Raw genomic sequence first — 24,800 nt, 5'->3', positions numbered from 1 at the left:
CCCCGGCTGCCCCGGCGGTCCCGCGTCAGAAGTGGCGGTACCGATCGGGCGCGAGGTCCCACGGGTCCTTGCCGAGCAGCTCGGCCACGGCGCGGAAGACGCATCCCTCGATGTACATGCGGCGGTGGAGCTCGTCGTCGCGGTGCAGCTTCGTCAGCCGCTGGATCGGGATGCGGTAGAGCACGATCCGCCGCCGGCCGGCGTCGACGCGCCAGCGGTCCACGCCGTCGGCGCCGGAGTTGCCGATCGGCGTCGCCGCGACCTCGAAGTGCACGTTGGAGAGCTCTTCCGGCCAGATGCCCTTGAGGTAGTCGGCGGTGGATGCGACCGTCATGTCGAAGAAGTCGATGCGGTTCTGCAGCATGGGCAGGTGCGGACCGGTCACCGGCCCGCGCGCGCCCCGTCCGTGGCGGCTGCGCCACCGGCTCGTCGCCGGCGGCTGGCTGCTGGTGCGGCGATTGCGGGGCATGTCGCCATCCTACGTCCGCGGCGCTCGGGTAGTCTGAGCCCGATGTTGAGCCGTCCGTGTTCCCGTATCGCCTGCCCGCGCGACGCCGTGCAGACGCTCACGTACGTGTACGCCGACTCGATGGCCGTCATCGGGCCGCTGAGCCTGTCGCACGAACCGCACTCCTACGACCTGTGCGCGATCCACGCCGAGCGGCTGTCCGCGCCGCAGGGCTGGCAGATCGTCCGCCACGTCGGCGTGACCGACGCCTGACGGGGCGCTCGCGGTAGGTTAGGGCCATGAGCGCGCCCCGGGATCCCCGTCTCCAGTCCGTCGTCAAGACCTACGACATCCGGGGACTGGTCGGCAAGGACCTCACCGAGGACCTGGTGGAGGCCATCGCCGCCGCCTTCGTCGACGAGGTCGAGGCTGCCGGGACCGATGTGATCGTCGGCCACGACATGCGCGACTCCTCGCCCGCGTTCGCCGCCGCCTTCGCGCGCGGCGCGCAGGCCCGCGGCGGGAACGTGGTGTCGATCGGCCTGTGCTCGACCGACGAGTCGTACTTCGCGTCCGGCTCGCTCCAGGCGCCTGCCGCGATGTTCACCGCGAGCCACAACCCGCCGACGTACAACGGCATCAAGCTCTCCCGCGCGGGCGCCCAGGGCCTCAGCATGGACACCGGGCTCGGGGCGGTCCGCGACCGCGCCGACGTCTACCTGCGCGACGGCATCCCGAGCGTCGACCAGCCCGGTTCGTTCCGTGAAGAGGACGTGCTCGACCGCTATGCGGCCTACCTGCGGTCACTCGTGGACCTCAGCGGCATCCGCCCGATCACGGTCGTCGTGGACGCCGGCAACGGGATGGGCGGGCTCACCGTCCCCGCGGTGCTCGGCGAGGCCGCGGGGCTGCCCGCACTGCCCATCACGATCATCCCGCTCTACTTCGAGCTCGACGGCACGTTCCCCAACCACGAGGCCAACCCGCTGGAGCCGAAGAACCTGGTCGACCTGCAGCGCGCCGTCGTCGAGCACGGCGCCGACCTCGGGCTCGCCTTCGACGGCGACGCCGACCGCTGCTTCGTGGTCGACGAGCGCGGCTCGGCGGTCACGCCGTCGGCGGTGGCCGCCATCGTCGCGGTCCGCGAGATCGCGCGCGCCCGGAGGGAGGACCCGGACGCGGAGATCACGGTCATCCACAACCTGATCACCTCCAACATCGTCCCCGAGACCATCGAGGCCGCGGGGGCGGTGCCGCTGCGCACGCGGGTCGGCCACACGCTGATCAAGGACGCGATGCGGCGCTCGGGCGCGGTGTTCGGTGGCGAGCACTCGGCGCACTACTACTTCCGCGACTTCTGGAGCGCCGACAACGGCATGCTCGCGGCGATGCACCTCCTCGCCGAGTTCGGCGCGCAGGACCGCCCGCTCTCCGCCCTCGCGGCCGAGTACACGCCCTACGCCATGTCCGGCGAGATCAACTCGACCGTGGACGACGTGCCCGCCGCCTTCACCCGGGTCGTGGAGGCGTTCCGCAGCCGCGCCGACTTCGACGAGCTCGACGGGCTCACCGTCACCGGGCGCGTCGGACAGGACGAGACGTTCTGGTGGTTCTCCGTCCGCCCCTCGAACACGGAGCCGCTGCTGCGGCTCAACGTGGAGGCGGGGGACCAGGCGACCATGGCGCGCATCCGCGACGAAGTGCTCGCGCTGATCCGGGGGTGACCCGGCCGGGCGACATGGATGCGAGAATAGGCGCATGCCAGCTAGCACCTCGACCGCCCTTCCCTTCAAGGTCGCCGACCTGTCCCTCGCCGAAGCGGGACGCCACCAGATCCGCCTCGCCGAGAACGAGATGCCCGGGCTGATGGCCCTGCGCGCCGAGTTCGGCGACGCCCAGCCCCTCGCGGGCGCCCGCATCGCCGGCTCGCTGCACATGACCGTGCAGACCGCCGTGCTGATCGAGACGCTGGTCGCGCTCGGCGCACGCGTGCGCTGGGCCAGCTGCAACATCTTCTCCACCCAGGACGAGGCCGCCGCGGCGATCGCCGTCGGCCCGCACGGCACCCCGGAGGCCCCGGCCGGCGTCCCGGTGTTCGCCTGGAAGGGCGAGACGCTCGAAGAGTACTGGTGGTGCACCCAGCAGATCTTCGACTGGTCCGCCGAGGCGGCCGCCGACGGCGCCGACTACCTGGGCCCGAACCTCATCCTCGACGACGGCGGCGACGCCACGCTGCTGGTGCACAAGGGCCGCGAGTTCGAGCTGGCCGGCGCCGTCCCGGACGACGCGGAGGGCGACAGCCACGAGTACCGCGTCATCCTCGCCGCGCTGCGCGCATCCCTCGCGGGCTCGAAGGACCGCTGGACCCGGATCGCCGCCGACATCCTCGGCGTGACGGAGGAGACCACGACCGGCGTCCACCGCCTGTACGAGCTGGCGAAGGCGGGCGAGCTCCTGTTCCCGGCCATCAACGTCAACGACTCGGTCACCAAGAGCAAGTTCGACAACAAGTACGGCATCCGCCACTCCCTCCCGGACGGCCTCAACCGCGCCACCGACGTGCTGATCGGCGGCAAGGTCGCATTCGTCGCCGGGTACGGCGACGTCGGGAAGGGCGCGGCGGAGGCGCTGCGCGGTCAGGGCGCGCGCGTCATCGTCAGCGAGGTCGACCCGATCAACGCGCTGCAGGCCGCGATGGACGGCTACCAGGTGGCCCGGCTCGAGTCCGTGATCGACCAGGTCGACATCCTGATCACCGGCACCGGCAACCTCAACGTGGTCACCCTCGACCACCTGCTGGGTCTCAAGCACCTCGCGATCGTCGCCAACGTCGGCCACTTCGACAACGAGATCGACATGGCGTCGCTCGAGGCGCTGCCGGGCGCGGAGAAGGTCGAGATCAAGCCGCAGGTGCACGAGTGGCGCCTCCCCACCGGCCGCAGCATCCTGGTGCTGTCGGAGGGCCGGCTGATGAACCTCGGCAACGCCACCGGCCACCCGAGCTTCGTCATGAGCAACTCGTTCACCAACCAGGTGCTCGCCCAGCTGGAGCTGTACGTCTCCACCGAGCAGTACCCGGTCGGCGTCTACGTGCTGCCCAAGCACCTGGACGAGAAGGTCGCGCGCCTGCACCTCGACGCCCTGGGCGTCGAGCTCACCACGCTGACGGACGAACAGGCCGCCTACATCGGCGTGCCGGTCGACGGGCCGTACAAAGTCGACCACTACCGCTACTGATGGCGCTCGAGTTCGCCGACCGGGAGCTCCCCGGCGGCCTGATCCTGCGGGTGCGCAGCGAACGCGACGCCCCGGCCCTCGCGGCCGCCTACCAGCGCAACCGCGGTCACCTGGCACCGTGGGACCCGACGCGCACCGAGGACTTCTTCACCGAGGACGGCCAGCTGCAGCAGACCCGCGAGCTGCTCGCCCTGCGTTCGATGGACGCGGGTCTGCCGCTGGTGCTGGTCGACGGTGAGGAGATCGCCGGCGGGATGACGCTGAGCGGCATCGTGCGCGGGGCGTTCCAGTCGGCGACGGTCGGCTACTGGCTCGACCGCAACCACACGGGACGCGGGCTCGCCTCCGCGGCACTGGCCGCCGTCATCGAGGCGTCGCGCGACCAGTACGGGCTGCACCGCATCCAGGCGGCGACACTGCTGGCGAACCACGCCTCGCAGTCCGTGCTGACACGCGCGGGCTTCGAGCGCATCGGCGTCGCGCCGAAGTACCTGCAGATCGCGGGGCGCTGGCAGGACCACGTGCTGTTCCAGCGCATCCTGCACGACTGAGCGCAGGAGCGCGGGCGCGCGGGCAGGCTCAGGGCAGTTCGGCGAACGCCCGCACCGGGAACGTCCCGAACCCTTCGATCGCCGGCGGTGCTGCGGTGAAGCGCGCGCCGCGCTCCGGCAGCTTCTCGAGGCCCGTCAGGTGCTCCACCACGTGGACGCCCGCGGCGAGCAGGATGCTGTGCGCCGGCCGGGTGCCGCCCGACTCGGTGTCGTCGATGTTGAGCGAGTCGATGCCCACCAGGGCGACACCCGCGTCGGCCAGGTGGCGCGCCCCGTCCTCGGTGAGGAACGGCGCGCCGCCGGCATAGGCGGGCGTCCCGAAGTGCGCATCCCATCCGGTGTGCAGCAGCACCGCGGCACCCGCGGTGCCCACGTCGCGCAGGCCCGCCGCCGTGATGCCGCGCGGACCGCCCGCGGGCACGTGCACCACCTCGGCCGGCAGGCCGACCAGTGTCGTCAGGTCGAGGCCGGCCAGGTCAGGACCGTCGGGATAGCGGTGGTACGGGCTGTCGAGGTACGTGCCGGTGTTGCCGATCATCGTGATGACGTCCATGGCGAACTCGGTCCCCGGCGCGTAGACCGCCCGGGAGTCCTCACGCGTCAGGTGAGGGGTGATGACCGGAGCGGGGAGGCCGGGGTAGGTGACCAGGCCCGCGCGGATGCGGTGGCTGAGGTCGACGATCTGGCTCACGGGACTCCTCGGGTCAGCGGTCGGGGAAGCCGTGCGGCAGGGCGCTCAGCACGGGGTCGAGGCGCTCCAGCCGCTGCCGCTCGAGCGCCAGCCCCCGGGCGTCGCGCTCGCGGCGCAGCGCGGCGACGGCGACCAGGAAGGTCTCCGCGTCGACCGGCGGGAGCGGGGAGACGTAGGGTGCGGCCTCGCGGGCGAGTTCGGTGCTGAGGCCGTACCGGGCGGCGAGGGTCAGGTCGGGCGCCTGGCGCACGAACTGCGCGATCCGGCGGGAGAGCCGGTCGGGCAGCCGGGCCACGTCGGCCGTGGTCGCCCAGCCGGCCAGGTGCGGAGCCAGGTAGAGGGGGAGCGGCTGCGGTTTCGGCACCCGCACGAGCTGGCTGTAGGTGCCCGCCAGCAGGTCGCCGAGACGCTTCGACCGGGTGTTCAGGAGTCCGGTGAGGGCCGCGATGGCGCCGACGGTCATGAAGATCTCGAGCACGCCGACGAGGGCACGGATGAACGCGTGCCGGAATCCGATGGCGCCGCCGTCGTCGCGGACGATCCGCGCGCCCACGGCGAGCTTGCCCAGCGACCGCCCGCGCGACGCGAGTTCGACCGTGGTCGGCAGGATGACCATCCCGAACACCAGGATCAGGACGATCAGCGCCCGGGCGAGCGCCTCGTCCAGGCCGGCTCCGGTGGCGACCAGCAGCATGATGCACCCGAACATGACCAGCAGAGAGAACAGCCAGTCGATGATGGTGCCGGCGGCGCGCAGGATGTAGCTGGCCGGTCTCACGTCGAGGGTCACGGCCTCGCCGGTGACCAGTTCGCGGTCGTCCTGCGACTCGCTCCCCGCCAGGGCCTGCGTCATAGATAGCATCTAAGCAGATGGACCTCGACGCCTACGCCGCAGCGCACAGTGCCGACTGGGAGGAGCTCTCCCGGCTGGCCGCGAAGCGACGCCTCGACGGGCCGGAAGCCGACCGGATGATCGACCTCTACCAGTCCGGCGCCGCCGATCTGTCCGCAATCCAGACCAGTGCCGGCTCCACCGCGGTCGGCGACCGTCTCTCGCTCGCCCTGTCGTCGGCCCGCCTGCGCTTCACCGGTGCGGGCGCCAACCTCTTCTCGCAGCTGCCTCGGTTCTTCGTGCTGCAGCTCCCCGCAGCCCTCTACCGCCTGCGCTGGATCGTGCTGGCGGTCGCCGTCGCCACGGTGGTCGTCGCGACGCTGTACGCGGTGTGGATCACGGGCAATCCGGACGTGCTCCGCAACCTGGGCGACGACGCGGACCTCCGCCGGTACGTCGAGCACGACTTCATCGACTACTACTCCAGCAACCCGGCGTCGTCGTTCGCCGGCCAGGTGTGGACCAACAACGCCTGGATCGCCGCGCAGTGCATCGCCTTCGGGATCACCGGCGTCTACGTGCCCTACGTGCTCCTGCAGAACGCCATCGGCGTCGGAACGGCGGCGGGCGTCATGTTCGCGTATGGCCGCGGCGATGTCCTCTTCTCGTACATCGTGCCGCACGGCCTCCTCGAGCTCACCAGCGTCTTCGTCGCCGCGGCAGCGGGCCTGCGGATCTTCTGGGCCTGGATCGCGCCCGGCGCGCGCACCCGCGGCCAGGCGCTCGCCGAGGACGGGCGCGCCCTGTTCACCGTCGCGGTCGGCTGCGCCATCTCGCTCTTCGTCTCCGGGCTGATCGAGGGCTTCGTGACCCCCTCCGCGCTGCCGGTCTGGGCGAAGATCGGGATCGGCGCGCTCGCGCTCGCCGCCTTCCTCGCCTACATGCTGGTGCTCGGCCGCCGCGCGGTCCGCGCCGGTGAGACGGGAGACCTCACCGAGTACGAGGCCGGGGCCCGGCGCATCGTGGGCGCCTGAAACCCTGCCGTCCCGGCAGCGCCTCGCCGCTTCGCTCAGAGCCGCCCGGCGGCCTTCAGGGCCAGATAGCGGTCAGCGAGCGCCGGGGGCAGGTCGGCGGGTGAGCCCGTCACCACGTCACCGCCCTGGCGGCGGACCGCGGCGGACACGCGGCTGAGGTCGAGCAGGGACCGCTCGGCCGCCGCGGCGCGGTAGACGGCCTCGCGGTCGCCCCGGGAGCGCGTGGCCTCCACCGTGTCCGGGTCGGTCACGCTCGCGACGACGACGATGTGCTTGGCCGTGAGTTGGGGGAGCACCGACAGCAGCCCCCGCGACCCGCCCGGCGACTCGATCGACGTGAGCAGGACCACCAGCGATCGCTGCGTGGTCATGGCGGAGACCTGGGCGGGGACGGCCGACCAGTCCATCTCGATGAGGGCCGGGTCGATGCCGGCCATGACATCCACCATGCGGGACAGCAGCTCAGGTCCGCTCGCGCCCTGCACGCGTCCGCGAACGATGCGGTCGAAGGCGACGAGGTCGACGCGGTCGCCCGCCCGGGTCGCGAGCGCCGCGAGCAGCAGGGCCGACTCGAAGGCCGTGTCGATGCGGGGCTCGTCGGCGACGCGCGCGGCGGACGTGCGAGCGGTGTCGATCACGATCACGACCCGGCGGTCGCGCTCCGGCCGCCACGTCCGGACCATCACCCGCGCGCCGCGTCCGCCCGCCGGATCGTGCCGGCGAGCGGTGGCACGCCAGTCGATCGAGCGGACGTCGTCCCCGCGCACGTACTCGCGCAGCGAGTCGAACTCGGTGCCCTGACCGCGGAGGAGGACCGTGGTGCTGCCCTCGAGCTCCCGCAGCCGTGCCAGGCGCGAGGGCAGGTGCTTCCGTGCGGTGAAGGGCGGCAGCACGCGGATGCGTCCCGGCGCCTCCAGCGTCGCCTGGCGGGCCCACAGCCGCAGCGGTCCCCACGAGCGGATGGTCGCCGTGCGCACGCGGCGCTCGCCGCGGCGCCACGGGCGCAGGGTGGCGGTCAGGCGGCGGCGCTCCCCGGCGGGGAGGGACACCCGCGTCCGGGTGGTCTGGGCCCCCGCGGAGGGCTCCCAGGCGTCGCGGACCACACCCCGCAACGTGCGCCGGCCGGTGTTCGTCACGTAGAGCTCGGACGTCGCCTCGGCGCCGAGCCGGACCCGCGCCGGGAGGCTGCGTTCGAGGACCACCCGGCGGGGGGATGCGGCCAGAATCAGGTCGAGAACGCCCAGCACGAGGCACAGGACGAGCCAGCCGCCGAGCACCGCGTACGCGACGCCGTCACGCCCGCCGAGCAGCACGACGGGGATGACGCCGAGCGCGAGCAGGGCGACGAAACGTCCGGATACGGTCACGAGGGGCGCCTAGATCGGGACCTGGACCTGCTGCACGATCGACCGCAGGATCGCGTCGGCGCCCACGCCCTCCAGCTCCGCCTCCGGGCGCAGCTGCAGGCGGTGGCGCCACACCGGGACGAGCATCGCCTGCACGTGGTCGGGCGTGATCGAGTCGTACCCCGAGAGCCAGGCCCACGCCTTCGCGGCCGCCAGCAGCGCCGTCGTTCCGCGGGGGCTGACCCCCAGGCGCACCGACGGGCTCCGCCGGGTCGCCCGCGCAAGGTCGACGATGTAGGCGAGCACGTCGGCGTTCGCCCCCACCGCCGCTGCCGACTCCCGGGCCGCGGCGAGCTCCGCGGCGCCGAGGACCGGCGTCACGCCGGCCGCCGTCAGATCGCGCGGGTTGAAGCCCGCTGCATGGCGGCGCAGCACCTCCACCTCGGTGTCGCGCTCGGGCACGTCCAGCGTGAGCTTGAGCAGGAACCGGTCCAGCTGCGCCTCCGGCAGCGCGTAGGTCCCCTCGTACTCGATGGGGTTCTGCGTCGCGGCCACGATGAACGGGTCCGGCAGCTTGCGGCTGACGCCGTCGACGCTGACCTGACGCTCCTCCATCGCCTCCAGCAGGGCGGACTGCGTCTTCGGGGGCGTGCGGTTGATCTCGTCCGCCAGCAGGATGTTGGTGAACACCGGGCCCTCGCGGAACACGAACCCGCCCGTCTGGGCGTCGTAGACGAGGGAGCCGGTCACGTCGCCGGGCATGAGGTCCGGGGTGAACTGGACGCGCTTGGTGTCGAGGCTCAGCGCCTGGCTCAGCGAGCGGACCAGAAGCGTCTTGGCGACGCCGGGCACGCCCTCCAGCAGCACGTGGCCACGGGCGAGCAGCGCGATGATCAGCCCCGTCACGGCGCCCTCCTGGCCCACGACGGCTTTGCCCACCTCGGTGCGGACGCCCGCGAGGGCGGCACGGAGGCGCGACGCGTCGGCGGCTGCGCCGGGCGTGGGCGGGGTGGTGGTTCCGGTCGTGACGTCGGTCATTCATCCATTCTTCCGGTCGGGCCCCGCTGAGGGCTGCGGCGTGACGGCGGCGGCGGTGGCGCGTTCGAGTTCGGCCAGGTCGTCGGAGAGGGAGAGCAGGTCGCGGTCGGTGGCGGGGATGCGGTCGAGCAGCACCTCGGACACGCGCCCGCGGTCGGAGCGGAGGACGGCGGCCACCGCATCCACCACCTCCTGCGTCGTCGCGGTCGACGGCAGGCCGACTAGCGCCGATAGTCGGCCCAGTGTGCCGATGCGCAGCGCGTCGGCGGCACGCAGGCGTGCCGAGGAGCGCTGGTAGAGCCGGGCGCGGCCCTCGCGCGTCTCGCCGGCCCGCACGACGACCGGGAGGTTCTCGACCACCAGCGGCCCGAACCGGCGGCCGCGCCAGACGGCGGCCGCGAGGAAGACGGCGACCAGCAGGAGGACCACCGGGGTCACCCAGCCCGGGGTGAGCGCCGCGATGTCGGGCGGCCCGGTGACCGGCCGGTCGTCGATCGTCGGCAGGTACCAGACCAGCGTGCGGTGGGAGCCCAGCAGGTTGAGGGCGAGGGCGGCGTTGCCCAGCCGGTCGACGCCTTCGTTCGTCAGCACCGCGGACGAGCCCAGCAGGTACACCGTGGAGTCGTCGAACGTGGTGCGGACGAGCGAGGCCCGGCCGTTCCCGTCGGTGAAGCAGGCGACCCCGTCGCCCGTCACCCGGAAGGTGCCCGGGAATCCGGCGTCCTCGGTGTTCGGGGTCGGGCGCGGGTCGATCCGCCCGGCGCGCTCCGCGGCGCGGACCCCGCAGCCCGCCGACACCGGAGCCCGCGGCTCGCCGCCGGCGCTCACACCGGGCGCGAGCGTCTGCAGGGCCTGGAAGCCGGGTTCGACCACCACGAGCGTCCGCCCGTCGCCGGCCAGCCCGCGGTACCCGGCGGCCGCGAGGTAGCCGTTGGGATCGGACACGAGCACCGTCGCGTCGTCGCCGGCGGCCTCGCGCGCCTCGCTCAGAGAACTCACCGCCCGGACGGTCACCCCCTGGCCGCGCAGCACCTGGGCCACCGCCTTCGCCCCTGCCGGAGCAGGGTTCGACGCGTCGAGGGGCGTGCCCGCACCCGCGCGTCCACCGCTGAGCAGCAGCCCGAACACGGCGATGAGCACCGCGATGACCGCGAGCACGATCCACGGGACGGCGCGGCGTGCCGTCGTCCGCACCGTGGGGGAGACGGCGCGCGCCTCGGCCGGGACCGCGCCCGGGGTCGCGGACGCGTCCGGCGCGCCCGGGGCCGCGGCCCGTTCGCGCTCGGGAGCCGGGGCGCTCATGCGGTCACCGCCGGAAGCGCGACGCGCGCCCCCTGCAGGCGCTGATCGAGGGCGACGAGCTGCTGGTACGCGGACTCCGTCCCCGGTCGATCGAGGTACCGTACCTCGTCGAACGAACGCGCCGCCTGGCGCAGCGCGTCGCGCTCCGCGGGCACGGCGTCGGCGGCGCGCTGCGAGAACTCGGTGGCCGTCGTCCCCGGCGACACGAGGACGAGCGTCCGCTCGTCGAGCCCCGCCGCGATCGCTCGGAACTGCTCCTCGACAGCGGTCACCCAGTCCCCGGAGCGGGCGGCACGCTCCGCGGAGGCGCGCAGCTCGGCCGCGCTGCGGATCGCGTCCGAACCGAACAGCGCGCGTCGCTCGAGGGACGACCGCCGGTTGATGCGCGGACGCCCGAACACCAGGAATGCGGTCACGATGAGGCCGGCCACGATGAGCACGACGACCAGCAGCAGCACCGGACCGGCGTCGCCGCCGGGGCCCTGGAAGAGGGAGGCCAGCCAATCCTGGACCGCTTTGGACGCCAGGTCGAACCACGTCGGCTTCGCAGCCTGGTACTCCGGGCGCGCCAGTTCGTCGCGCAGCCATTCCTGCGCTTCCGGCGAGCTCGGGTCAACCGGGACGTCGACGTGGATCACGGTCAGCCGGCAGGCCACCCGGCCGCGGCCGGCGGCTGCGGCGGCTGGGCCCGCTCCGCCGGCGGAAGATACGGATCGGGGAGGTCCTGGCCGGTCTGCCGGCCCTCCACGAAGCGGACGAGCTCGAGATCGAGCCCTTCCTTCCGCATGCGGAGATCGAGGTACAAGAGCGAGACCGCCGCGGTCTGGATGACGCTGCCGATCGCGCCGACGACGGCGGTCACGATGCTCGCGAGGACGTTGACGCCGAGCTGCGTGACGATCAGTTGGGTCATCGAGCTCGCCGAGTCGCCCGCCGAGGCGGCGGTGGGGGCGAAGACGCCGCCGATCAGGCCGCCGAGCAGGCCGAACGGGATGCTGATCGTCTGCGTGATGGCGTAGACGATCAGCCAGACCAGCGCGATGATGCCGAACGTGCGCCAGAAGTAGCCGTTCGTCAGCCCCCACGAGCGGGCGACCGCGGAACGCATCGGCAGCCGCTCCAGCACGATCGCGCTCGGCACCATGGCGAGCTTCGTGTTGATCCAGACGGCCAGCGGGATGAGGCCGAGCCCGCCGATGAGACCGACCGCGACGGCGCCGATCGTCCCGGCCACGCCGCCGATGCTCGCCAGCGCGACCACGATCGCGATGACGAGGGCGATCACCACGATCCAGGCGAGCGCGAACAGCAGCGTGAAGCCGATGAGGGCGCCGAACCGGCCGCGCACCAGACGCCAGAGGGCTCCGAACGTGAGCTTCTCGCCGAGCGTCTCGCGGGCGACCTCGGCCACGATCACGCCCTGGAGGAGTGCGCCGAAGACGGTGGTGATGACCAGCGACAGCACGCCCAGCACGATGGTCCCGCCGATCAGGCCGGCCTGGAGCGCCGGCTTGTCCTGCGCGTCGGCGGAGAGGGCGCGGCTGACGAGCAGCGCGATGCCGCCGGCGATGAGGACGCTGACCAGGATGGCGGGGATGCCCTGGAGGATCAGCGCGGCGCCGACCGTGATGCGCGGGTTGCGCCGCAACGCCTGGAACGGGGCGGCCAGCAGCGGTCCGAGCGTCAGCGGACGCAGCGGGATGAGACCGGGCTTGGGCGGAGGCGTCCAGCCGGGCTGGCCCCCTGCCGGTGCGTACTGCTGGCCGTACGGCGGCTGCTGCCAGCCGTACTGCGGGGGCTGCTGCCCGTACTGGGGAGCCTGCTGCCCGTACTGCGGAGGCTGCTGACCGTACCGGGGCGGCTGCTGACCGTACTGGGGCGGCTGCTGACCGTACTGCGGGGGCTGTGCGCCCTGCGCGCCGTCCGCCCCCGGCGTCCCGCCGCCCTGCGACCCCGGCGCCTGCCAGTCCTGTTCGTCGGTCACGCCGTGCCCTTCCGTTCCCCCGCGTCGAAGCTGTGGTCCCATGCTGGCACATCGGCCCGCCGCGCGATGTCCCGTCCACAGGGCACGTGATGCTTTCATACAAGCCGGTAGCAGCCTGCTCCATTACGCTGGTCATGTTGTCCGCGGCCGTGGCCGCTCGAGGAGGGTTCGGGGAACATCCGACATGACTAGTCGCATCCTGGTTGTCGACGACGACACCGCGCTTGCGGAGATGATCGGCATCGTGCTGCGCACGGAGGGTTTCGACCCCGTCTTCTGCGAAGACGGCGCGCTGGCCCTCGACACGTTCCGCACCGCGAAGCCGGACCTCGTGCTGCTCGACCTCATGCTCCCCGGCCTCGACGGAATCGAGGTGTGCGGCCGCATCCGCGCCGAGTCGGGCACCCCGATCATCATGCTCACCGCCAAGTCCGACACGGCGGACGTGGTGAAGGGTCTCGAGTCGGGCGCCGACGACTACATGGTCAAGCCGTTCAACCCCAAGGAGCTCGTCGCCCGCATCCGCACCCGGCTGCGCCCCGCGCCCGCCGCACCGCCCGCGGACGAGCTGACCGTCGGCGACCTGGTCGTCGACGTCTCGGGTCACGAAGTGCGCCGCGGCGACGAGCGGATCGCGCTCACCCCGCTGGAGTTCGACCTCCTGCTCGCCCTCGCATCCAAGCCGCAGCAGGTGTTCACCCGCGAGATGCTGCTCGAGCAGGTCTGGGGCTACCACTACAAGGCGGACACCCGGCTGGTGAACGTCCACGTCCAGCGGCTGCGCGCCAAGGTGGAGCAGGACCCGGACAACCCGAAGATCGTCATGACCGTGCGCGGGGTCGGCTACCGCGCCGGCGCGGCCGCCTAGCTGCGGAGGGTCGGATGCGCTTCCGGTGGCCCACGCGAGACGTGTGGCGGCAGGCGCCGTCCCGTCTCGTGCGCCTGTGGCGCGGTTCCCTGCAGCTGCGCACCGTGACGATCACGCTGCTGCTCACCGGCGCGGCCATCCTCGTCACGGGCATCTACATGGCCCTCAGCATCAGCAACGACCTCTACCAGTCGCGGCTCGACCAGGCGCTCCGCGACTCCAGCCGTGCGACGACCACGGCGCAGTCGACCCTGAACGCGTCCGACGTGTCCTCCGGCGACGGCGGCAAGAACCTGCTCAACACCGTGCTGCAGAGCGTGCAGGCGTCGACGTCGAGCCGGCTGGTGGCCGCCTACCGGGTGCCCGGGCAGGACACCGGCGTGCTCGCTCCGCCCGACCGGGGGAGCCCGGCCATGAACTCGGTGATCTCGCCGGAGCTCCGCGCGAAGGTGCAGAACGGGGGGACCAAGCAGTACTACCAGTCGGTCGCCCTCCCGGCCGGGACCGGCGACACCGATCCGGGGATCGTGGTCGGCTCGCAGCTGACCCTCCCGTCGTACGGGAAGTACGAGCTCTACATCGGCTACAACCTGCGCGACTCCGAGAACACGCTGCTCTTCGTTCAGAACACGCTCCTGCTCGCCGGGCTCGCGCTCATCCTGCTGATCGGGGCCATCACCTGGGTCATCGTGCGGTTCGTGGTCGAGCCCATCCGGGTCGCCGCGCGCACCAGCGAGCGGCTGGCCGCCGGCGATCTCGCGGTGCGCATCCCGGAACGCGGCGAGGACGTGTTCGCGACGCTGGCGCGCTCGTTCAACGGGATGGCCGACAGCCTGCAGAGCCAGATCAACCAGCTCGGCACGCTGTCGCAGTTGCAGCAGCGGTTCGTGTCGGATGTGTCGCACGAGCTCCGCACTCCGCTCACCACGATCCGGCTCGCCGGCGACGTCATCTACGACCAGCGGGAGGGCTTCGCCCCCGCGACGGCGCGCACCGCGGAGCTGCTCCACACCCAGATCGAGCGGTTCGACCGCCTCCTCTCCGACCTCCTCGAGATCAGCCGGTACGACGCCGGGTCCGTCGTGCTCGACGCCGAGCCCACGAACCTCGTGCGCCTGGCCGAGGACTGCGTCGACGAGCTGCGCACCCTCTCGGAGCAGAACGGCTCCGAGCTGACTCTGGATGCGCCCGGCGGCTACTTCGACGTGCCCATGGACCCGAGGCGCATCCGCCGGGTCGTCCGCAACCTGATCGGGAACGCGATCGAGCACGGTGAGGGACGTCCGGTCGTCGTGACGGTCGACAGCAACGAGAGCGCTGTGGCGCTGACCGTGCGCGACTACGGGATCGGCATGAGCGCGGAGGACATGGCGCACGTCTTCGACCGCTTCTGGCGCGCGGACCCGTCCCGCAAGCGCACCCTCGGCGGCACGGGCCTCGGTCTCGCCATCTCGCTCGAGGATGCAACCCTGCACTCCGGCTGGCTGCAGGTGTGGTCGGCGCCCGGCGCCGGGTCCTGCTTCCGCCTGACCCTTCCGCGGGTCCCGGGACGGGAGATCACCGGCTCCCCGCTTCCCCTGCCGCCGATCGACGCCGGCGCGACGATGCCGCAGGCGGCCGGGACCGGAAGCGAGGCGCACGCATGAGCAGGAGAGGGATGCGCGGCGGCCGCTCGCTCGTCGCAGCGCTCGGGGCGCTGGTGCTGGTCGCGCTCGCCGCGTGCGCGAGCATCCCGGACTCCGGGCCCGTGCGGCAGGGCGGCCCGGTCGCCCAGGTCAACGACCCGCTCGACCTCGACTTCAACCCGTCGCCACCGGAGACGGGGGCGAGCCCGCAGCGGATCGTGCAGGGCTTCATCGACGCCGCCTCCAGCCCGAAGAACAACTTCCAGATCGCGCGGGAGTACCTCACCCACTCGATGGCGGCCAGCTGGAATCCGGACGAGTCCGTCACCGTCGACGACGGCCGGAACCGCAGCTACGAGGATCAGGGGTCGCTGTGGCGGGTGGAGGTCACGCCGGTCGCCAACGTGGACGCCATCGGCACCTACCACCCGGTCGCCAGCAGCGCGCCCGTCGGCCTCAACTATCAGCTGCTCAAGGAGAACGGGGAGTGGCGCATCTCCGTCGCCCCGGACGGCGTGGTGATCGACGAGCCGACCTTCCGTGCCGTGTACGCGCAGCAGACGCTCTACTTCTACAGTTCGGGTTACACCTATCTCGTGCCGGATGCGCGCTGGTTCCCGGCGCGCGTGGCCTCCGCGGCGACGCGTGTCGCCAGCTCGCTGCTCGCCGGGCCCGCACCCTGGCTGAGCGGCGCGGTCTCGACCTCGTTCCCCAAGGGGACGCAGCTCGCGGTGCCGTCGGTGACCACGGTCGGCGGTGTGGCGCGGGTCGACCTCAGCTCCGAGGCGGGACAGGCGGACCCGGCCCAGCTGCAGCGGATGCAGTACCAGCTCGAGCAGTCGCTCGGCACCCTCGCGCAGAGCGTCCAGCTCTCGATCGAGGGCAACGTGCAGCAGGTCCCCTCGCTGAGCGCGGCGGCCGCGCCGGTCCGGAACCCCTCGGTCGACGCGCACGCCTACGTGGTGCACGGCGACGCGTTCGGTCCGCTCAACGGCGACACGGTGACGGGCCTCAGCGGCCTGAGCGAGAAGGTCGCGGCCCTTCGTCCCACCGCGGTCACCCTCAGCGCGTCACACGACCAGGCGGCGGTGCTCTCGGCGACCGGCGTGTTCTCGGTGCGCAAGACCGGCGACCCGGTCCGGGTGGATGCGCGGCCCGGCCTGATCGGCCCGTCGCTCGACACGGACGGCTGGGTCTGGTCCGTTCCCGGGTCGTCGCCCAACGCCATCCAGGCGGCGGCCCCCAACGGCGGGGACGCCCACGCCGTGGCCGCGAGCTGGCCCAATGCCTCGTCCATCCTGTCGCTCGCGGTCTCCCGCGACGGGACGCGGATCGCCGCACTGGTCCGCACGCCCACCGGGTACTCGCTGATGGCGGCCGGCATCCTCCGGGGGAACGGCGGGTCGCCGGCCTCGCTGACCGTGCCGGTGGAGCTGGCGGCGTTCGTGGACGGCGTGCAGTCCGCGGCGTGGACGAGCGATCTGACGATCGCCGTCCTCAGCACCACGACGGGGCAGGCGACGAGTATCGCGCAGCAGACGGTCGGCGGCGAGCAGACGACGACCTCCGGTCCCGCGAGCGGGCGCACCATCGTCGGCGCCGCCGGCCTCGCGCCCTACGTCGTGCTGAGCGCCGACGGCACCCTGCTGGCGCCGACCGGGAACGGATGGCAGGCGCAGCTCGACAAGGTCGGCGCACTGGCGGTGCAACAGGGGCAGCCCTGAGCCCTCCACACCCCGCGGCCGCGAGCAGTTCTGCACAGATCCGCTCGACGCGCCCCGGCGGCGGGCCTGCGCCGCGAAGCTCGAAGCATGACAGCACACACCCTGGTCCGTGAGTCCCTCCTCGACGCCGCAGCGATCCTGCTGCCGGTGCGCTGCGCGGGGTGCGGCAGACCCGACCGCACGCTCTGCGACGAGTGCGAGGAGGCGCTTCGCCCGGCGGCGCACGTCCAGCTCGTGGACGGCATCCGCGTCTGGTCGGCCCTGCGCTACGACGGCGTCGCGCGCCGCATCCTCCTCGCCTACAAGGACGGCGGCCGGACGGACGCCGCCCGCGCACTGGCGGGGGCGCTGCGCTGCGCGATCGCCGCCGCTCAGCGCGACGCCGAGCCGGGCAATGGCGACGCCGCGCTGCTCCCCGTCCTCATCCCCTCGACACGTGCGGCCTGGCGACGACGCGGGTATCACCCGACCCGTGCCGTGCTCGCCCGGGCGCACGTCCTCGTCCCTCCGCTGTGGGGAGCCCTGCGGCTTTCCCGGCAGACGGCCGACCAGGCCGAGCTCACGGCGGGGGAGCGCGCGGCGAACCGCGCGGGCAGCTTCGTCGCGTCGCCGCGGCTCTCGGGCCGGGACTGCCTGATCGTGGACGACATCGTCACCTCCGGCGCGACCATCGCCGAGGCCGCCCGCGCGATCCGCGCCGCGGGCGGTCGTGTGTCGGCCGCTGTGGCGATCGCCCGCACGCCGCTCCGCAATCCGGGACAGGCTCAGGGAGCACTCAGCGGACGCACCGGGAATGCCGCATGTTTTCCGGTTTCGCATCGGGGGGATGCGCACTACGGTGGTCCAAAAGGTGCGAGCGATCCGCCCTGACTCCGCCGGGCGGTCATCGCGCCGGATCAGGGAGGTCTCCATGGACATCAACATCATCGGACGCAACCTGGGCATCACTGATCGCTTCCGGGAGTACGCCACCGAGAAATCGGAGAAGGTCGCACACCTGGCCGAACGGGCCATCTCGTTCGAGATTAAGGTCAGCCGCCACAACGAGAAGCTGGGAAGCTCGAACGGCGACGACCGTGTCGAGCTGACCCTCGTGGGGCCGAAGGCCACGGTGAGATCCGAGGCGACGGGGCAGGACAAGTACGCCGCCTTCGATATCGCCCTCGGCAAGCTCCTGGAGCGGGTGCGCAGGGCGAAGGACCGCCGCAAGGTGCATCGCGGCCAGCACAGACCGACCTCGTTGCGCGAGGCGAGTACCGACGGCTTCAGCGCGGTCGGCCTCTCGGCCGCCCCGGTCGCCGTGCTCGACCAGGTCCGCACCGGCTCGACGCCGGTGGTGTCCGATGAGACGGAGGAGACTCCGGAGGCGGAGGAGGCGTACAGCCCCGTCGTGATCCGGAAGAAGGTCTTCGCCTCAATTCCGATGACCGTGGATGACGCGCTCTACTACATGGAGCTCGTCGGTCACGACTTCTACCTGTTCGTCGACCAGGAGACCCAGCGTCCCAGCGTCGTGTACCGCCGCAAAGGCTGGGACTACGGCGTGATCTCCCTCGACGACTCCGCCGACGAGCTGCAGGAGGTGGCGACCGCCGCGCGCAAGCTCGGCTGACCGGTCCCACCCGGCCGCCACGCGGCCGGCGCACGGACGCCGATGGCGACCGCCCGGGCGGCGGTCGCCATCGGGCCGTCCGGGGAGGCGCGCCCTCAGAGTCCGCGCGCCCTCAGAGTCCGAGCGCTGCCGAGAGCACTCTCGCGGCGTCGGCGATGAGGGCGTCGTCATAGGCGGCGTCCTTCGACGCCTTCCGGGAGAGCACCACCATCACCACTGGGGAGCGGCCCGGTGCGGTGAGTACGGCGACGTCGTTGCGCGTCCCGAAGGAGGCGGCGCCCGACTTGTCGGAGACGGTCCATCCGGTCGGCGCTCCGGCACGGATGAGCGGATCGCCGGTCGCGTTCCCGGTCAGGTCGTCGACCAGGAGCTCCCGCTTCCCCGGAGGCAGCGCGTCTCCCAGGGCGTACGCCCGCAGGTCCGCCGCCAGGGCGCGCGGCGTGCTGGTGTCCCGCACGTCGCCCGGCGCCGCCTCGTTGAGGTCGGGCTCGGTGCGGTCGACCGCGGTCGTCTCATCGCCCAGCTCCCGCAGCGCCTTCTCGAGCTCGGCGGGTCCGCCCAGCTGCCGGAACAGCAGGTTGGCGGCGGTGTTGTCGCTCTGCCGGAGCGCGGCCTCGACGACCGCCCGCACGGCCATCCCGCTCGCCACCGCCGTCTCCGTCACCGGGGAGTGCGGGACGAGATCGTCGCTCGAGAAGCGCACCGTCGCATCCAGCTGCTCATCGCTGGTCCGTGCGAGCACAGCGCCGGCGAGCAGCGCTTTGGACGTGGACGCGTAGGCGAAGCGCTCATCGGCCCGGTACCTGATGGAACGTCCGGTCCCGGTGTCCAGTGCGTAGGCGCCGAGCGTCGCCCGGTACTGCGACTCGAGGTCGGCCAGCGCCCGTTGGGCCGCCCGTGAGCGCAGCTCTTCGGTCGTCCGCGCCGGGTGGGGCGCGGCCGACGGCGACGCCGGTGCCGCATCCTGCGCCGAGCAGCCGGTGAGCACGGCGGCGGCCGCGATGCTGAGGACGGCGACGGAGCGGATCCGGCCACGGAGCATGACGAGGTCCTTTCGGAGGGAGGCGGTCCCCACGGGGCGCAGAGCCATTGTCGCCGCCCGCATCCGCCCGCCTTCCGGGACTGACCGCTTTCGCCCAGAGTCCTTTCAGGCTCGGCAGGCCGAACGTCAGGGCTGAACAAGTAGCATGTGTCTAGCGTCGGCGGAGTCTGCCGTCCGCGCGCGTCCGTCGGGGCGCCGGGCCATCGGCCCGAACCGAGCGTAAGTGGAGTGCATCAGTGGCCTCAGTTCTTGAAAAGGTCCTCCGTGTTGGCGAGGGCCGGACCCTCCGTCGGCTGGAGGCGTACGCGCGGGCGGTCAACGCCCTCGAAGACGACTTCAGCGAACTCACCGATGAGGAACTCGCGCACGAGACCGTCGAGCTGCGCGAGCGGTACGGCAACGGCGAGTCGCTCGACGACCTGCTGCCCGAGGCGTTCGCCGCGGTCCGCGAGGCGTCGAAGCGCACGCTGGGCATGCGTCACTTCGACGTGCAGATCATGGGAGGCGCGGCCCTCCACCTCGGCAACATCGCCGAGATGAAGACCGGTGAGGGCAAGACCCTCGTCGCGACGACCGCCGCCTACCTCAACGCGATCGCCAGCCGCGGCGTGCACGTCATCACGGTCAACGACTACCTGGCCAGCTACCAGTCCGAGCTGATGGGCCGCGTGTACCGCGCGCTCGGGATGACGACCGGCGTGATCCTCGCCGGCCAGACGCCCGAGGAGCGCCGCGAGCAGTACGCGGCCGACATCACCTACGGCACGAACAACGAGTTCGGCTTCGACTACCTGCGCGACAACATGGCGTGGCAGGCGAGCGACATGGTCCAGCGCGGCCACTTCTTCGCCATCGTCGACGAGGTCGACTCGATCCTCATCGACGAGGCGCGCACGCCGCTCATCATCTCGGGCCCGTCGTCCGGCGAGGCGAACCGCTGGTTCAACGAGTTCGCGAACCTCGCGAAGCGGCTCACGCCCGACGTCGACTACGAGGTCGACGAGAAGAAGCGCACGGTCGGCGTCCTCGAGCCCGGCATCGAGAAGGTCGAGGACTACCTCGGCATCGACAACCTGTACGAGTCGGCGAACACCCCGCTCATCTCGTTCCTCAACAACGCGATCAAGGCCAACGCCCTGTTCAAGCGCGACAAGGACTACGTCGTCATGAACGGCGAGGTGCTGATCGTCGACGAGCACACCGGCCGCATCCTGGTCGGCCGCCGCTACAACGAGGGCATCCACCAGGCGATCGAGGCGAAGGAGGGTGTCGAGGTCAAGGCCGAGAACCAGACCCTCGCCACTGTGACCCTGCAGAACTACTTCCGCCTCTACAAGAAGCTCTCCGGCATGACCGGTACCGCCGAGACCGAGGCCGCCGAGTTCATGAGCACCTACAAGCTCGGCGTCGTCCCCATCCCCACGAACAAGCCGATGCAGCGCATCGACCAGCCCGACCTCGTCTACAAGAACGAGAAGGCGAAGTTCGACCAGGTCGTGGAGGACATCGTCAAGCGGCACGAGAAGGGCCAGCCCGTCCTCGTCGGCACCACCTCGGTCGAGAAGAGCGAGTACCTCTCGCGCCTGCTCGCCAAGAAGGGCGTGCGCCACGAGGTGCTGAACGCGAAGAACCACGCGCGCGAGGCCGCGATCGTCGCCCAGGCCGGACGCCTCGGCGCTGTGACCGTCGCCACCAACATGGCCGGCCGTGGAACCGACATCATGCTCGGCGGCAACTCCGAGTTCATCGCGGTCGCCGAGATGAACGCCCGCGGGCTGTCGCCGGTCGAGACGCCCGACGAGTACGAGGAGGCCTGGGAAGAGGTCTTCGGCAACGTCAAGGCGCAGGTCGCGGAAGAGGCCGAGAAGGTCATCGCGGCCGGCGGCCTGTACGTGCTCGGCACGGAGCGCCACGAGTCCCGCCGCATCGACAACCAGCTGCGCGGACGGTCCGGCCGCCAGGGCGACCCCGGCGAGAGCCGGTTCTACCTCTCGCTGACCGACGACCTCATGCGGCTGTTCAACTCCGGAGCCGCCGAGAGCCTGATGGGCCGCAGCAGCGTCCCGGACGACATGGCGATCGAGTCCAAGGTCGTCAGCCGGGCGATCCGCAGCGCTCAGTCGCAGGTCGAGGCCCGCAACGCCGAGATCCGCAAGAACGTCCTCAAGTACGACGACGTCCTGAACCGGCAGCGCGAGGCGATCTACAGCGACCGCCGTCACATCCTCGAGGGCGACGACCTGCACGAGCGCGTGCAGCAGTTCCTGACGGACGTGATCGACGACATCCTCGACCAGCACACGGGCGAGGGCAGCGGCGACGACTGGGACTTCGACGCCCTCTGGGCCGAGCTGAAGACCCTGTACCCGGTCGGCGTGAGCATCGACGAGGTGATCTCGGAGGCGGGCAACAAGGGCCGGATCAACCGCGACTTCATGCGCCGCGAGATCCTCTCCGACGCCCGCATCGCCTACCAGCGCCGCGAGGAGTCGCTCGGAGCGCCGGCGATGCGCGAGCTCGAGCGCCGTGTCGTGCTCTCGGTGATCGACCGCCGCTGGCGCGACCACCTCTACGAGATGGACTATCTGAAGGACGGCATCGGCCTCCGCGCGATGGCCCAGCGCGACCCGCTGGTCGAGTACCAGCGCGAGGGCTTCGCCATGTTCCAGCAGATGATGGGCGCGATCCGCGAGGAGACCATCGGCTTCCTGTTCAACCTGGAGGTCGAGGTCAACCAGGCGCCCGGAGAGGTCGAGTCGCCCGCCGTCGCGGCGAAGGGCCTGGCCCGCGGCGAGGGCGACACGAAGCTCAGCTACTCGGCTCCGGCCGAGCAGGGCGGCGTCGAGGTCCGCGACCAGCGCGGGCAGCTCGAGAAGGCCGCCACGGCCCGCGCGCAGCGCGCCCAGCAGCAGGATGCGGCCCCCGCGGCCCCGCCCGCGCAGGGTGCAACGCAGCGCGGCGCCTTCGGCCAGCGCGTCCAGGAGGGCGACGACCAGGCGCCGGTCAACCGGGCCGAGCGCCGGGCGCAGGCCAAGAAGCGCTGATCCGCAGAGTCCCGGCACAAGCACCGGACGCGCGCACGAGATGACGAACGGCGGCCCCTCGGGGCCGCCGTTCCGTCGTCTGCTCACGGTCGCAATGCGGTCAGAGCAGGTGCCTGAGAAGCCTCAGAGCACGTTGATCGCGCTCGCCCGCCACCGTTCCCGATGGCGCTCCAGCCGGATGGCGACGGCGCGTGAGCGACCCGGCTGGTGCACCAGCACGACCGCCTCCACCACCCCCTCCGATGGGCGTGCGAGCCGCGGCTCGCCGATCCGCATGCGCGGCCGGAGCGCGCCCTCCGGCGCGACGGCGCGAGCGCGGGCCGCGATCATCGTCCGCCGCAGCAGGTGGACGTAGACGGCGTCGCTGACCCACCGGCCGATCTGGTCGAGCGGCCGGGCGCCGGCGAGGATCTCGACCGCGCAGCGCGCCAGATTCGCGCACAGCGTCGCGGGCTCCGGGTTGGCGGCGTCCGCGATCGGGGCGAGCGCATCGAGTGCGGGCGCATCGGCTGTGCGGGCCGTGCGCGGCGCAGTAGGGCCGCGGAGCTCGCGTGCCTCGCGGAGCTCCCGCACCTCGCGGAGGTCGCGGACGGGGGAGGGGCGCAACCGCGTCGTCGGCCGGGTCGCCGGAACGAGCGGGCGGACGGGTGCGGGGGCGAGTGCCGGGTGGTGCAATGGTTCTCCTGGTGAGGTGTGTCGGTGGTCCGTGATGAGATGGACCCGTGATATTTACGATGCCTTACTCAAGCAGGGGGTATCGAGTCGGGCCAGGGCATTGGTGCCCTGTGGATAACTCGACGCCCGCTCGAACCGCGCCGTTTAGGATGGGGTGGTGTCGACGCTCAGTGATCTCGTCCATGCCCACGGCCGCTCCTCGGAAGAAGACGTGGAATGGCTGCACGGGCTCGTCGGCGACTGGCAGCTGCTGGCCGATCTCGCCTTCGCGGACATCGTGCTCTGGGTGCCGACGACGGACGACGACTTCGTCGCGGTCGCGCACGCCCGGCCGTCCTCGGCGGCGACGCTGTTCTACCGCGACTTCGTCGGTCAGCGGATCAAGCCCGAGTGGCGTCAGCAGGTGATCGACGCCTTCAGCTCGAAGCAGATCATCGACACGTCCGCGCCCGACTGGTACGAGGAGACGCCCACGCGGGTCCGTGCCGTCCCGGTCATCCGCCGGCTGTCCATCCACTCGCCCGACACCGCGGACGAGCCGGTCGCGGTGATCACGCGCCACACCAACCTCAGCGAGGCGCGCACGCCGAGCCGTCAGGAGCTGACGTTCAACGAGTGCGCCAACGACCTCTTCGCCATGATCGCCACCGGCGACTTCCCGGACCTGGGCGCCCCCGCGGCGNGGCGCCGCGCCGGGGTGCCCCGCGCGCGGCCGACGGACTGATCCGGCTGGATGTGGACGGCACCACGACCTTCGCCAGCCCGAACGCGCTGAGCGCCTTCAACCGGATGGGCTTCACGGGCGAGCTCGAGGGGGAGTCCCTCGCCACCGTGACCACCGGCCTCCTCGCCGGGACGATCACGGTGGACGAGTCGCTGCCGCTGGTCGTCACCGGCCGTGCTCCCTGGCGCACCGACATCGAGGCGCGCGGCGTCACCGTGTCCCTCCGCGCCATTCCGATCCGCAACCGCGGCGAGCGGGTGGGCGCGATCGTGCTCTGCCGCGACGTCTCCGAGCAGCGGCACCAGGAACGCGAGCTGATCACGAAGGATGCGACCATCCGCGAGATCCACCACCGCGTCAAGAACAACCTCCAGACGGTCGCCTCGCTGCTGCGCATCCAGGCACGGCGCACGCACTCGGAGGAGGCGCGTGAGGCCCTGAGCCAGGCGATGCGGCGCGTTGCGGCCATCGCGGTGGTCCATGACACGCTGTCCACGGGCCTCGCTCAGATCGTCGACTTCGACGACGTCTTCGACCGCGTGCTGCTGCTCGTCGCGGAGGTCGCCGCGAGCCACACGACCACCGTGCATCCGAAGAAGACGGGCCGGTTCGGCTCGCTGCCCTCCGAGTACGCGACTCCGCTCGCGCTCGCGCTGACGGAGCTCGTCACGAACGCGGTGGAGCACGGGCTCGCCGGCCGCGAGGGTCAGGTCGAGATCGTGGCGGACCGGTCGGAGGAGTCCCTGACCGTCAAGGTCGTGGACAACGGGTCCGGCCTCCCCGAGGGCAAGGTCGGCAGCGGGCTGGGTACGCAGATCGTGCGCACACTCATCCAGGGCGAGCTCGGCGGGGCGATCGACTGGCACACCATGATGGGGCAGGGAACCGAGGTCACCATCGAGGTGCCGCTGCGCTACCTCACCAAGATCTGAGCAACGAAAAAGCCGAGGAGGCGCTCGGTGCTAGGTGTGTGAGCGCCGCCTCGGCGGGTTCGGACGCGCGGCGGAAGCCGGGCGACCGGTG

21 protein-coding genes and 1 pseudogene are annotated in these 24,800 nt (G+C 71.9%); 12 read left to right on the top strand and 10 right to left on the bottom strand.

Features of this window, described 5'->3' with window-relative positions; translation table 11 throughout:
* Window positions 1-25: 25 nt before the first annotated feature.
* The gene (locus tag ACTJI1_RS08985) at window positions 26-469 is read right to left on the bottom strand and encodes a metallopeptidase family protein (protein ID WP_310134708.1); all 444 of its coding nucleotides are present in this window, start codon (window positions 467-469) and stop codon (window positions 26-28) included.
* A 42-nt stretch (window positions 470-511) separates the two neighbouring features.
* Between ACTJI1_RS08985 and ACTJI1_RS08980 the strand changes: the two genes are divergently transcribed.
* The 4 genes from ACTJI1_RS08980 to ACTJI1_RS08965 are packed head-to-tail and all read left to right on the top strand — an operon-like array spanning window position 512 to window position 4,236.
* Window positions 512-721, top strand: a complete 210-nt coding sequence (locus ACTJI1_RS08980) for a DUF3499 family protein (protein WP_310134710.1) — start codon at window positions 512-514, stop codon at window positions 719-721.
* 26 nt (window positions 722-747) lie between these two features.
* Entirely contained in the window at window positions 748-2,172 is a 1,425-nt protein-coding gene (locus tag ACTJI1_RS08975) for a phosphomannomutase/phosphoglucomutase (protein ID WP_310134711.1), read from the top strand.
* A 34-nt stretch (window positions 2,173-2,206) separates the two neighbouring features.
* Window positions 2,207-3,685, top strand: coding sequence for an adenosylhomocysteinase (ahcY, locus tag ACTJI1_RS08970; protein WP_310134712.1), 1,479 nt, complete (start codon window positions 2,207-2,209; stop codon window positions 3,683-3,685).
* Window positions 3,685-4,236: a GNAT family N-acetyltransferase gene (locus ACTJI1_RS08965; protein ID WP_310134716.1), complete on the top strand. Its 552-nt coding sequence runs from the start codon at window positions 3,685-3,687 to the stop codon at window positions 4,234-4,236. Before ahcY ends, ACTJI1_RS08965 begins: the two co-directional genes overlap by 1 nt.
* 28 nt (window positions 4,237-4,264) lie before the next feature.
* Here the strand turns inward: ACTJI1_RS08965 and ACTJI1_RS08960 are convergent, their stop codons facing one another.
* Both ACTJI1_RS08960 and ACTJI1_RS08955 read right to left on the bottom strand, forming a co-directional pair.
* Window positions 4,265-4,927, bottom strand: a complete 663-nt coding sequence (locus ACTJI1_RS08960; protein WP_440742353.1) for a cyclase family protein — start codon at window positions 4,925-4,927, stop codon at window positions 4,265-4,267.
* A 13-nt stretch (window positions 4,928-4,940) separates the two neighbouring features.
* Complete coding sequence (locus ACTJI1_RS08955) at window positions 4,941-5,780, bottom strand: RDD family protein (protein ID WP_440742352.1); 840 nt, start codon at window positions 5,778-5,780, stop codon at window positions 4,941-4,943.
* 17 nt (window positions 5,781-5,797) lie between these two features.
* Between ACTJI1_RS08955 and ACTJI1_RS08950 the strand changes: the two genes are divergently transcribed.
* On the top strand, window positions 5,798-6,793 hold the full coding sequence (locus ACTJI1_RS08950; protein ID WP_310134723.1) for a stage II sporulation protein M: 996 nt from the start codon (window positions 5,798-5,800) through the stop codon (window positions 6,791-6,793).
* Between the two features lie 35 nt (window positions 6,794-6,828).
* On the opposite strand, the gene ACTJI1_RS08945 is transcribed toward ACTJI1_RS08950, so the two are convergent.
* Genes ACTJI1_RS08945 through ACTJI1_RS08925 form a run of 5 tightly spaced genes read right to left on the bottom strand, consistent with a single transcriptional unit; the run spans window position 6,829 to window position 12,463 of the window.
* The gene (locus tag ACTJI1_RS08945) at window positions 6,829-8,160 is read right to left on the bottom strand and encodes a DUF58 domain-containing protein (RefSeq protein WP_440742351.1); all 1,332 of its coding nucleotides are present in this window, start codon (window positions 8,158-8,160) and stop codon (window positions 6,829-6,831) included.
* Window positions 8,161-8,169: 9 nt separating this feature from the next.
* On the bottom strand, window positions 8,170-9,177 hold the full coding sequence (locus tag ACTJI1_RS08940; RefSeq protein WP_440742350.1) for an AAA family ATPase: 1,008 nt from the start codon (window positions 9,175-9,177) through the stop codon (window positions 8,170-8,172).
* Window positions 9,178-10,479, bottom strand: coding sequence for a DUF4350 domain-containing protein (locus ACTJI1_RS08935; protein ID WP_440742349.1), 1,302 nt, complete (start codon window positions 10,477-10,479; stop codon window positions 9,178-9,180).
* Window positions 10,476-11,117, bottom strand: a complete 642-nt coding sequence (locus tag ACTJI1_RS08930; protein ID WP_310134735.1) for a DUF4129 domain-containing protein — start codon at window positions 11,115-11,117, stop codon at window positions 10,476-10,478. Before ACTJI1_RS08930 ends, ACTJI1_RS08935 begins: the two co-directional genes overlap by 4 nt.
* Window positions 11,118-11,119: 2 nt before the next feature.
* A complete protein-coding gene (locus ACTJI1_RS08925; protein WP_440742348.1) occupies window positions 11,120-12,463 on the bottom strand; it encodes a hypothetical protein in 1,344 nt (447 codons plus the stop codon).
* Window positions 12,464-12,647: 184 nt separating this feature from the next.
* Here ACTJI1_RS08925 and mtrA point away from each other — a divergent pair, with 184 nt between their 5' ends.
* The 5 genes from mtrA to hpf all read left to right on the top strand — a co-directional run bounded on the left by mtrA (window position 12,648) and on the right by hpf (window position 18,292).
* A complete protein-coding gene (mtrA, locus tag ACTJI1_RS08920; protein ID WP_310134744.1) occupies window positions 12,648-13,331 on the top strand; it encodes an MtrAB system response regulator MtrA in 684 nt (227 codons plus the stop codon).
* Window positions 13,332-13,345: 14 nt separating this feature from the next.
* Complete coding sequence (gene mtrB, locus ACTJI1_RS08915) at window positions 13,346-14,977, top strand: MtrAB system histidine kinase MtrB (protein ID WP_440742347.1); 1,632 nt, start codon at window positions 13,346-13,348, stop codon at window positions 14,975-14,977.
* Window positions 14,974-16,680, top strand: a complete 1,707-nt coding sequence (locus ACTJI1_RS08910; RefSeq protein WP_440742346.1) for an LpqB family beta-propeller domain-containing protein — start codon at window positions 14,974-14,976, stop codon at window positions 16,678-16,680. The genes mtrB and ACTJI1_RS08910 overlap by 4 nt, the downstream gene beginning before the upstream one ends.
* 87 nt (window positions 16,681-16,767) lie before the next feature.
* Window positions 16,768-17,550, top strand: a complete 783-nt coding sequence (locus tag ACTJI1_RS08905) for a ComF family protein (protein WP_440742345.1) — start codon at window positions 16,768-16,770, stop codon at window positions 17,548-17,550.
* A 40-nt stretch (window positions 17,551-17,590) separates the two neighbouring features.
* A complete protein-coding gene (hpf, locus tag ACTJI1_RS08900; protein WP_440742344.1) occupies window positions 17,591-18,292 on the top strand; it encodes a ribosome hibernation-promoting factor, HPF/YfiA family in 702 nt (233 codons plus the stop codon).
* A gap of 112 nt (window positions 18,293-18,404) precedes the next feature.
* Here hpf and bla read toward each other — a convergent pair whose 3' ends face one another.
* Window positions 18,405-19,334: a class A beta-lactamase gene (gene bla, locus ACTJI1_RS08895; protein WP_440742343.1), complete on the bottom strand. Its 930-nt coding sequence runs from the start codon at window positions 19,332-19,334 to the stop codon at window positions 18,405-18,407.
* A gap of 236 nt (window positions 19,335-19,570) precedes the next feature.
* Between bla and secA the strand changes: the two genes are divergently transcribed.
* Window positions 19,571-22,378, top strand: coding sequence for a preprotein translocase subunit SecA (secA, locus tag ACTJI1_RS08890; RefSeq protein WP_310134759.1), 2,808 nt, complete (start codon window positions 19,571-19,573; stop codon window positions 22,376-22,378).
* Between the two features lie 123 nt (window positions 22,379-22,501).
* On the opposite strand, the gene ACTJI1_RS08885 is transcribed toward secA, so the two are convergent.
* On the bottom strand, window positions 22,502-23,053 hold the full coding sequence (locus tag ACTJI1_RS08885; RefSeq protein ID WP_440742342.1) for an Rv3235 family protein: 552 nt from the start codon (window positions 23,051-23,053) through the stop codon (window positions 22,502-22,504).
* Window positions 23,054-23,210: 157 nt separating this feature from the next.
* Between ACTJI1_RS08885 and ACTJI1_RS08880 the strand changes: the two are divergent.
* A pseudogene (locus ACTJI1_RS08880) lies at window positions 23,211-24,709 on the top strand (sensor histidine kinase).
* Window positions 24,710-24,800 lie beyond the last annotated feature (91 nt).

This window comes from Leifsonia sp. 22587 (assembly GCF_052044215.1).
GTDB classification, from domain to species: Bacteria; Actinomycetota; Actinomycetes; order Actinomycetales; family Microbacteriaceae; genus Leifsonia; species Leifsonia shinshuensis_C.
Note: the sequence above shows the minus strand (reverse complement) of the source record. Positions and strands in the feature narration are given on the sequence as shown.

Excerpts from the sequence above, each read along its gene's own strand:
- ACTJI1_RS08985 (WP_310134708.1), bottom strand. The coding sequence starts at position 469 with ATGCCCCGCAATCGCCGCACCAGCAGCCAGCCGCCGGCGACGAGCCGG.
- ACTJI1_RS08980 (WP_310134710.1), top strand. The coding sequence starts at position 512 with ATGTTGAGCCGTCCGTGTTCCCGTATCGCCTGCCCGCGCGACGCCGTG.
- ACTJI1_RS08975 (WP_310134711.1), top strand. The coding sequence starts at position 748 with ATGAGCGCGCCCCGGGATCCCCGTCTCCAGTCCGTCGTCAAGACCTAC.
- ahcY (WP_310134712.1), top strand. The coding sequence starts at position 2,207 with ATGCCAGCTAGCACCTCGACCGCCCTTCCCTTCAAGGTCGCCGACCTG.
- ACTJI1_RS08965 (WP_310134716.1), top strand. The coding sequence starts at position 3,685 with ATGGCGCTCGAGTTCGCCGACCGGGAGCTCCCCGGCGGCCTGATCCTG.
- ACTJI1_RS08955 (WP_440742352.1), bottom strand. The coding sequence starts at position 5,780 with ATGACGCAGGCCCTGGCGGGGAGCGAGTCGCAGGACGACCGCGAACTG.
- ACTJI1_RS08950 (WP_310134723.1), top strand. The coding sequence starts at position 5,798 with ATGGACCTCGACGCCTACGCCGCAGCGCACAGTGCCGACTGGGAGGAG.
- ACTJI1_RS08940 (WP_440742350.1), bottom strand. The coding sequence starts at position 9,177 with ATGACCGACGTCACGACCGGAACCACCACCCCGCCCACGCCCGGCGCA.
- ACTJI1_RS08935 (WP_440742349.1), bottom strand. The coding sequence starts at position 10,479 with ATGAGCGCCCCGGCTCCCGAGCGCGAACGGGCCGCGGCCCCGGGCGCG.
- mtrA (WP_310134744.1), top strand. The coding sequence starts at position 12,648 with ATGACTAGTCGCATCCTGGTTGTCGACGACGACACCGCGCTTGCGGAG.
- mtrB (WP_440742347.1), top strand. The coding sequence starts at position 13,346 with ATGCGCTTCCGGTGGCCCACGCGAGACGTGTGGCGGCAGGCGCCGTCC.
- ACTJI1_RS08910 (WP_440742346.1), top strand. The coding sequence starts at position 14,974 with ATGAGCAGGAGAGGGATGCGCGGCGGCCGCTCGCTCGTCGCAGCGCTC.
- ACTJI1_RS08905 (WP_440742345.1), top strand. The coding sequence starts at position 16,768 with ATGACAGCACACACCCTGGTCCGTGAGTCCCTCCTCGACGCCGCAGCG.
- hpf (WP_440742344.1), top strand. The coding sequence starts at position 17,591 with ATGGACATCAACATCATCGGACGCAACCTGGGCATCACTGATCGCTTC.
- bla (WP_440742343.1), bottom strand. The coding sequence starts at position 19,334 with ATGCTCCGTGGCCGGATCCGCTCCGTCGCCGTCCTCAGCATCGCGGCC.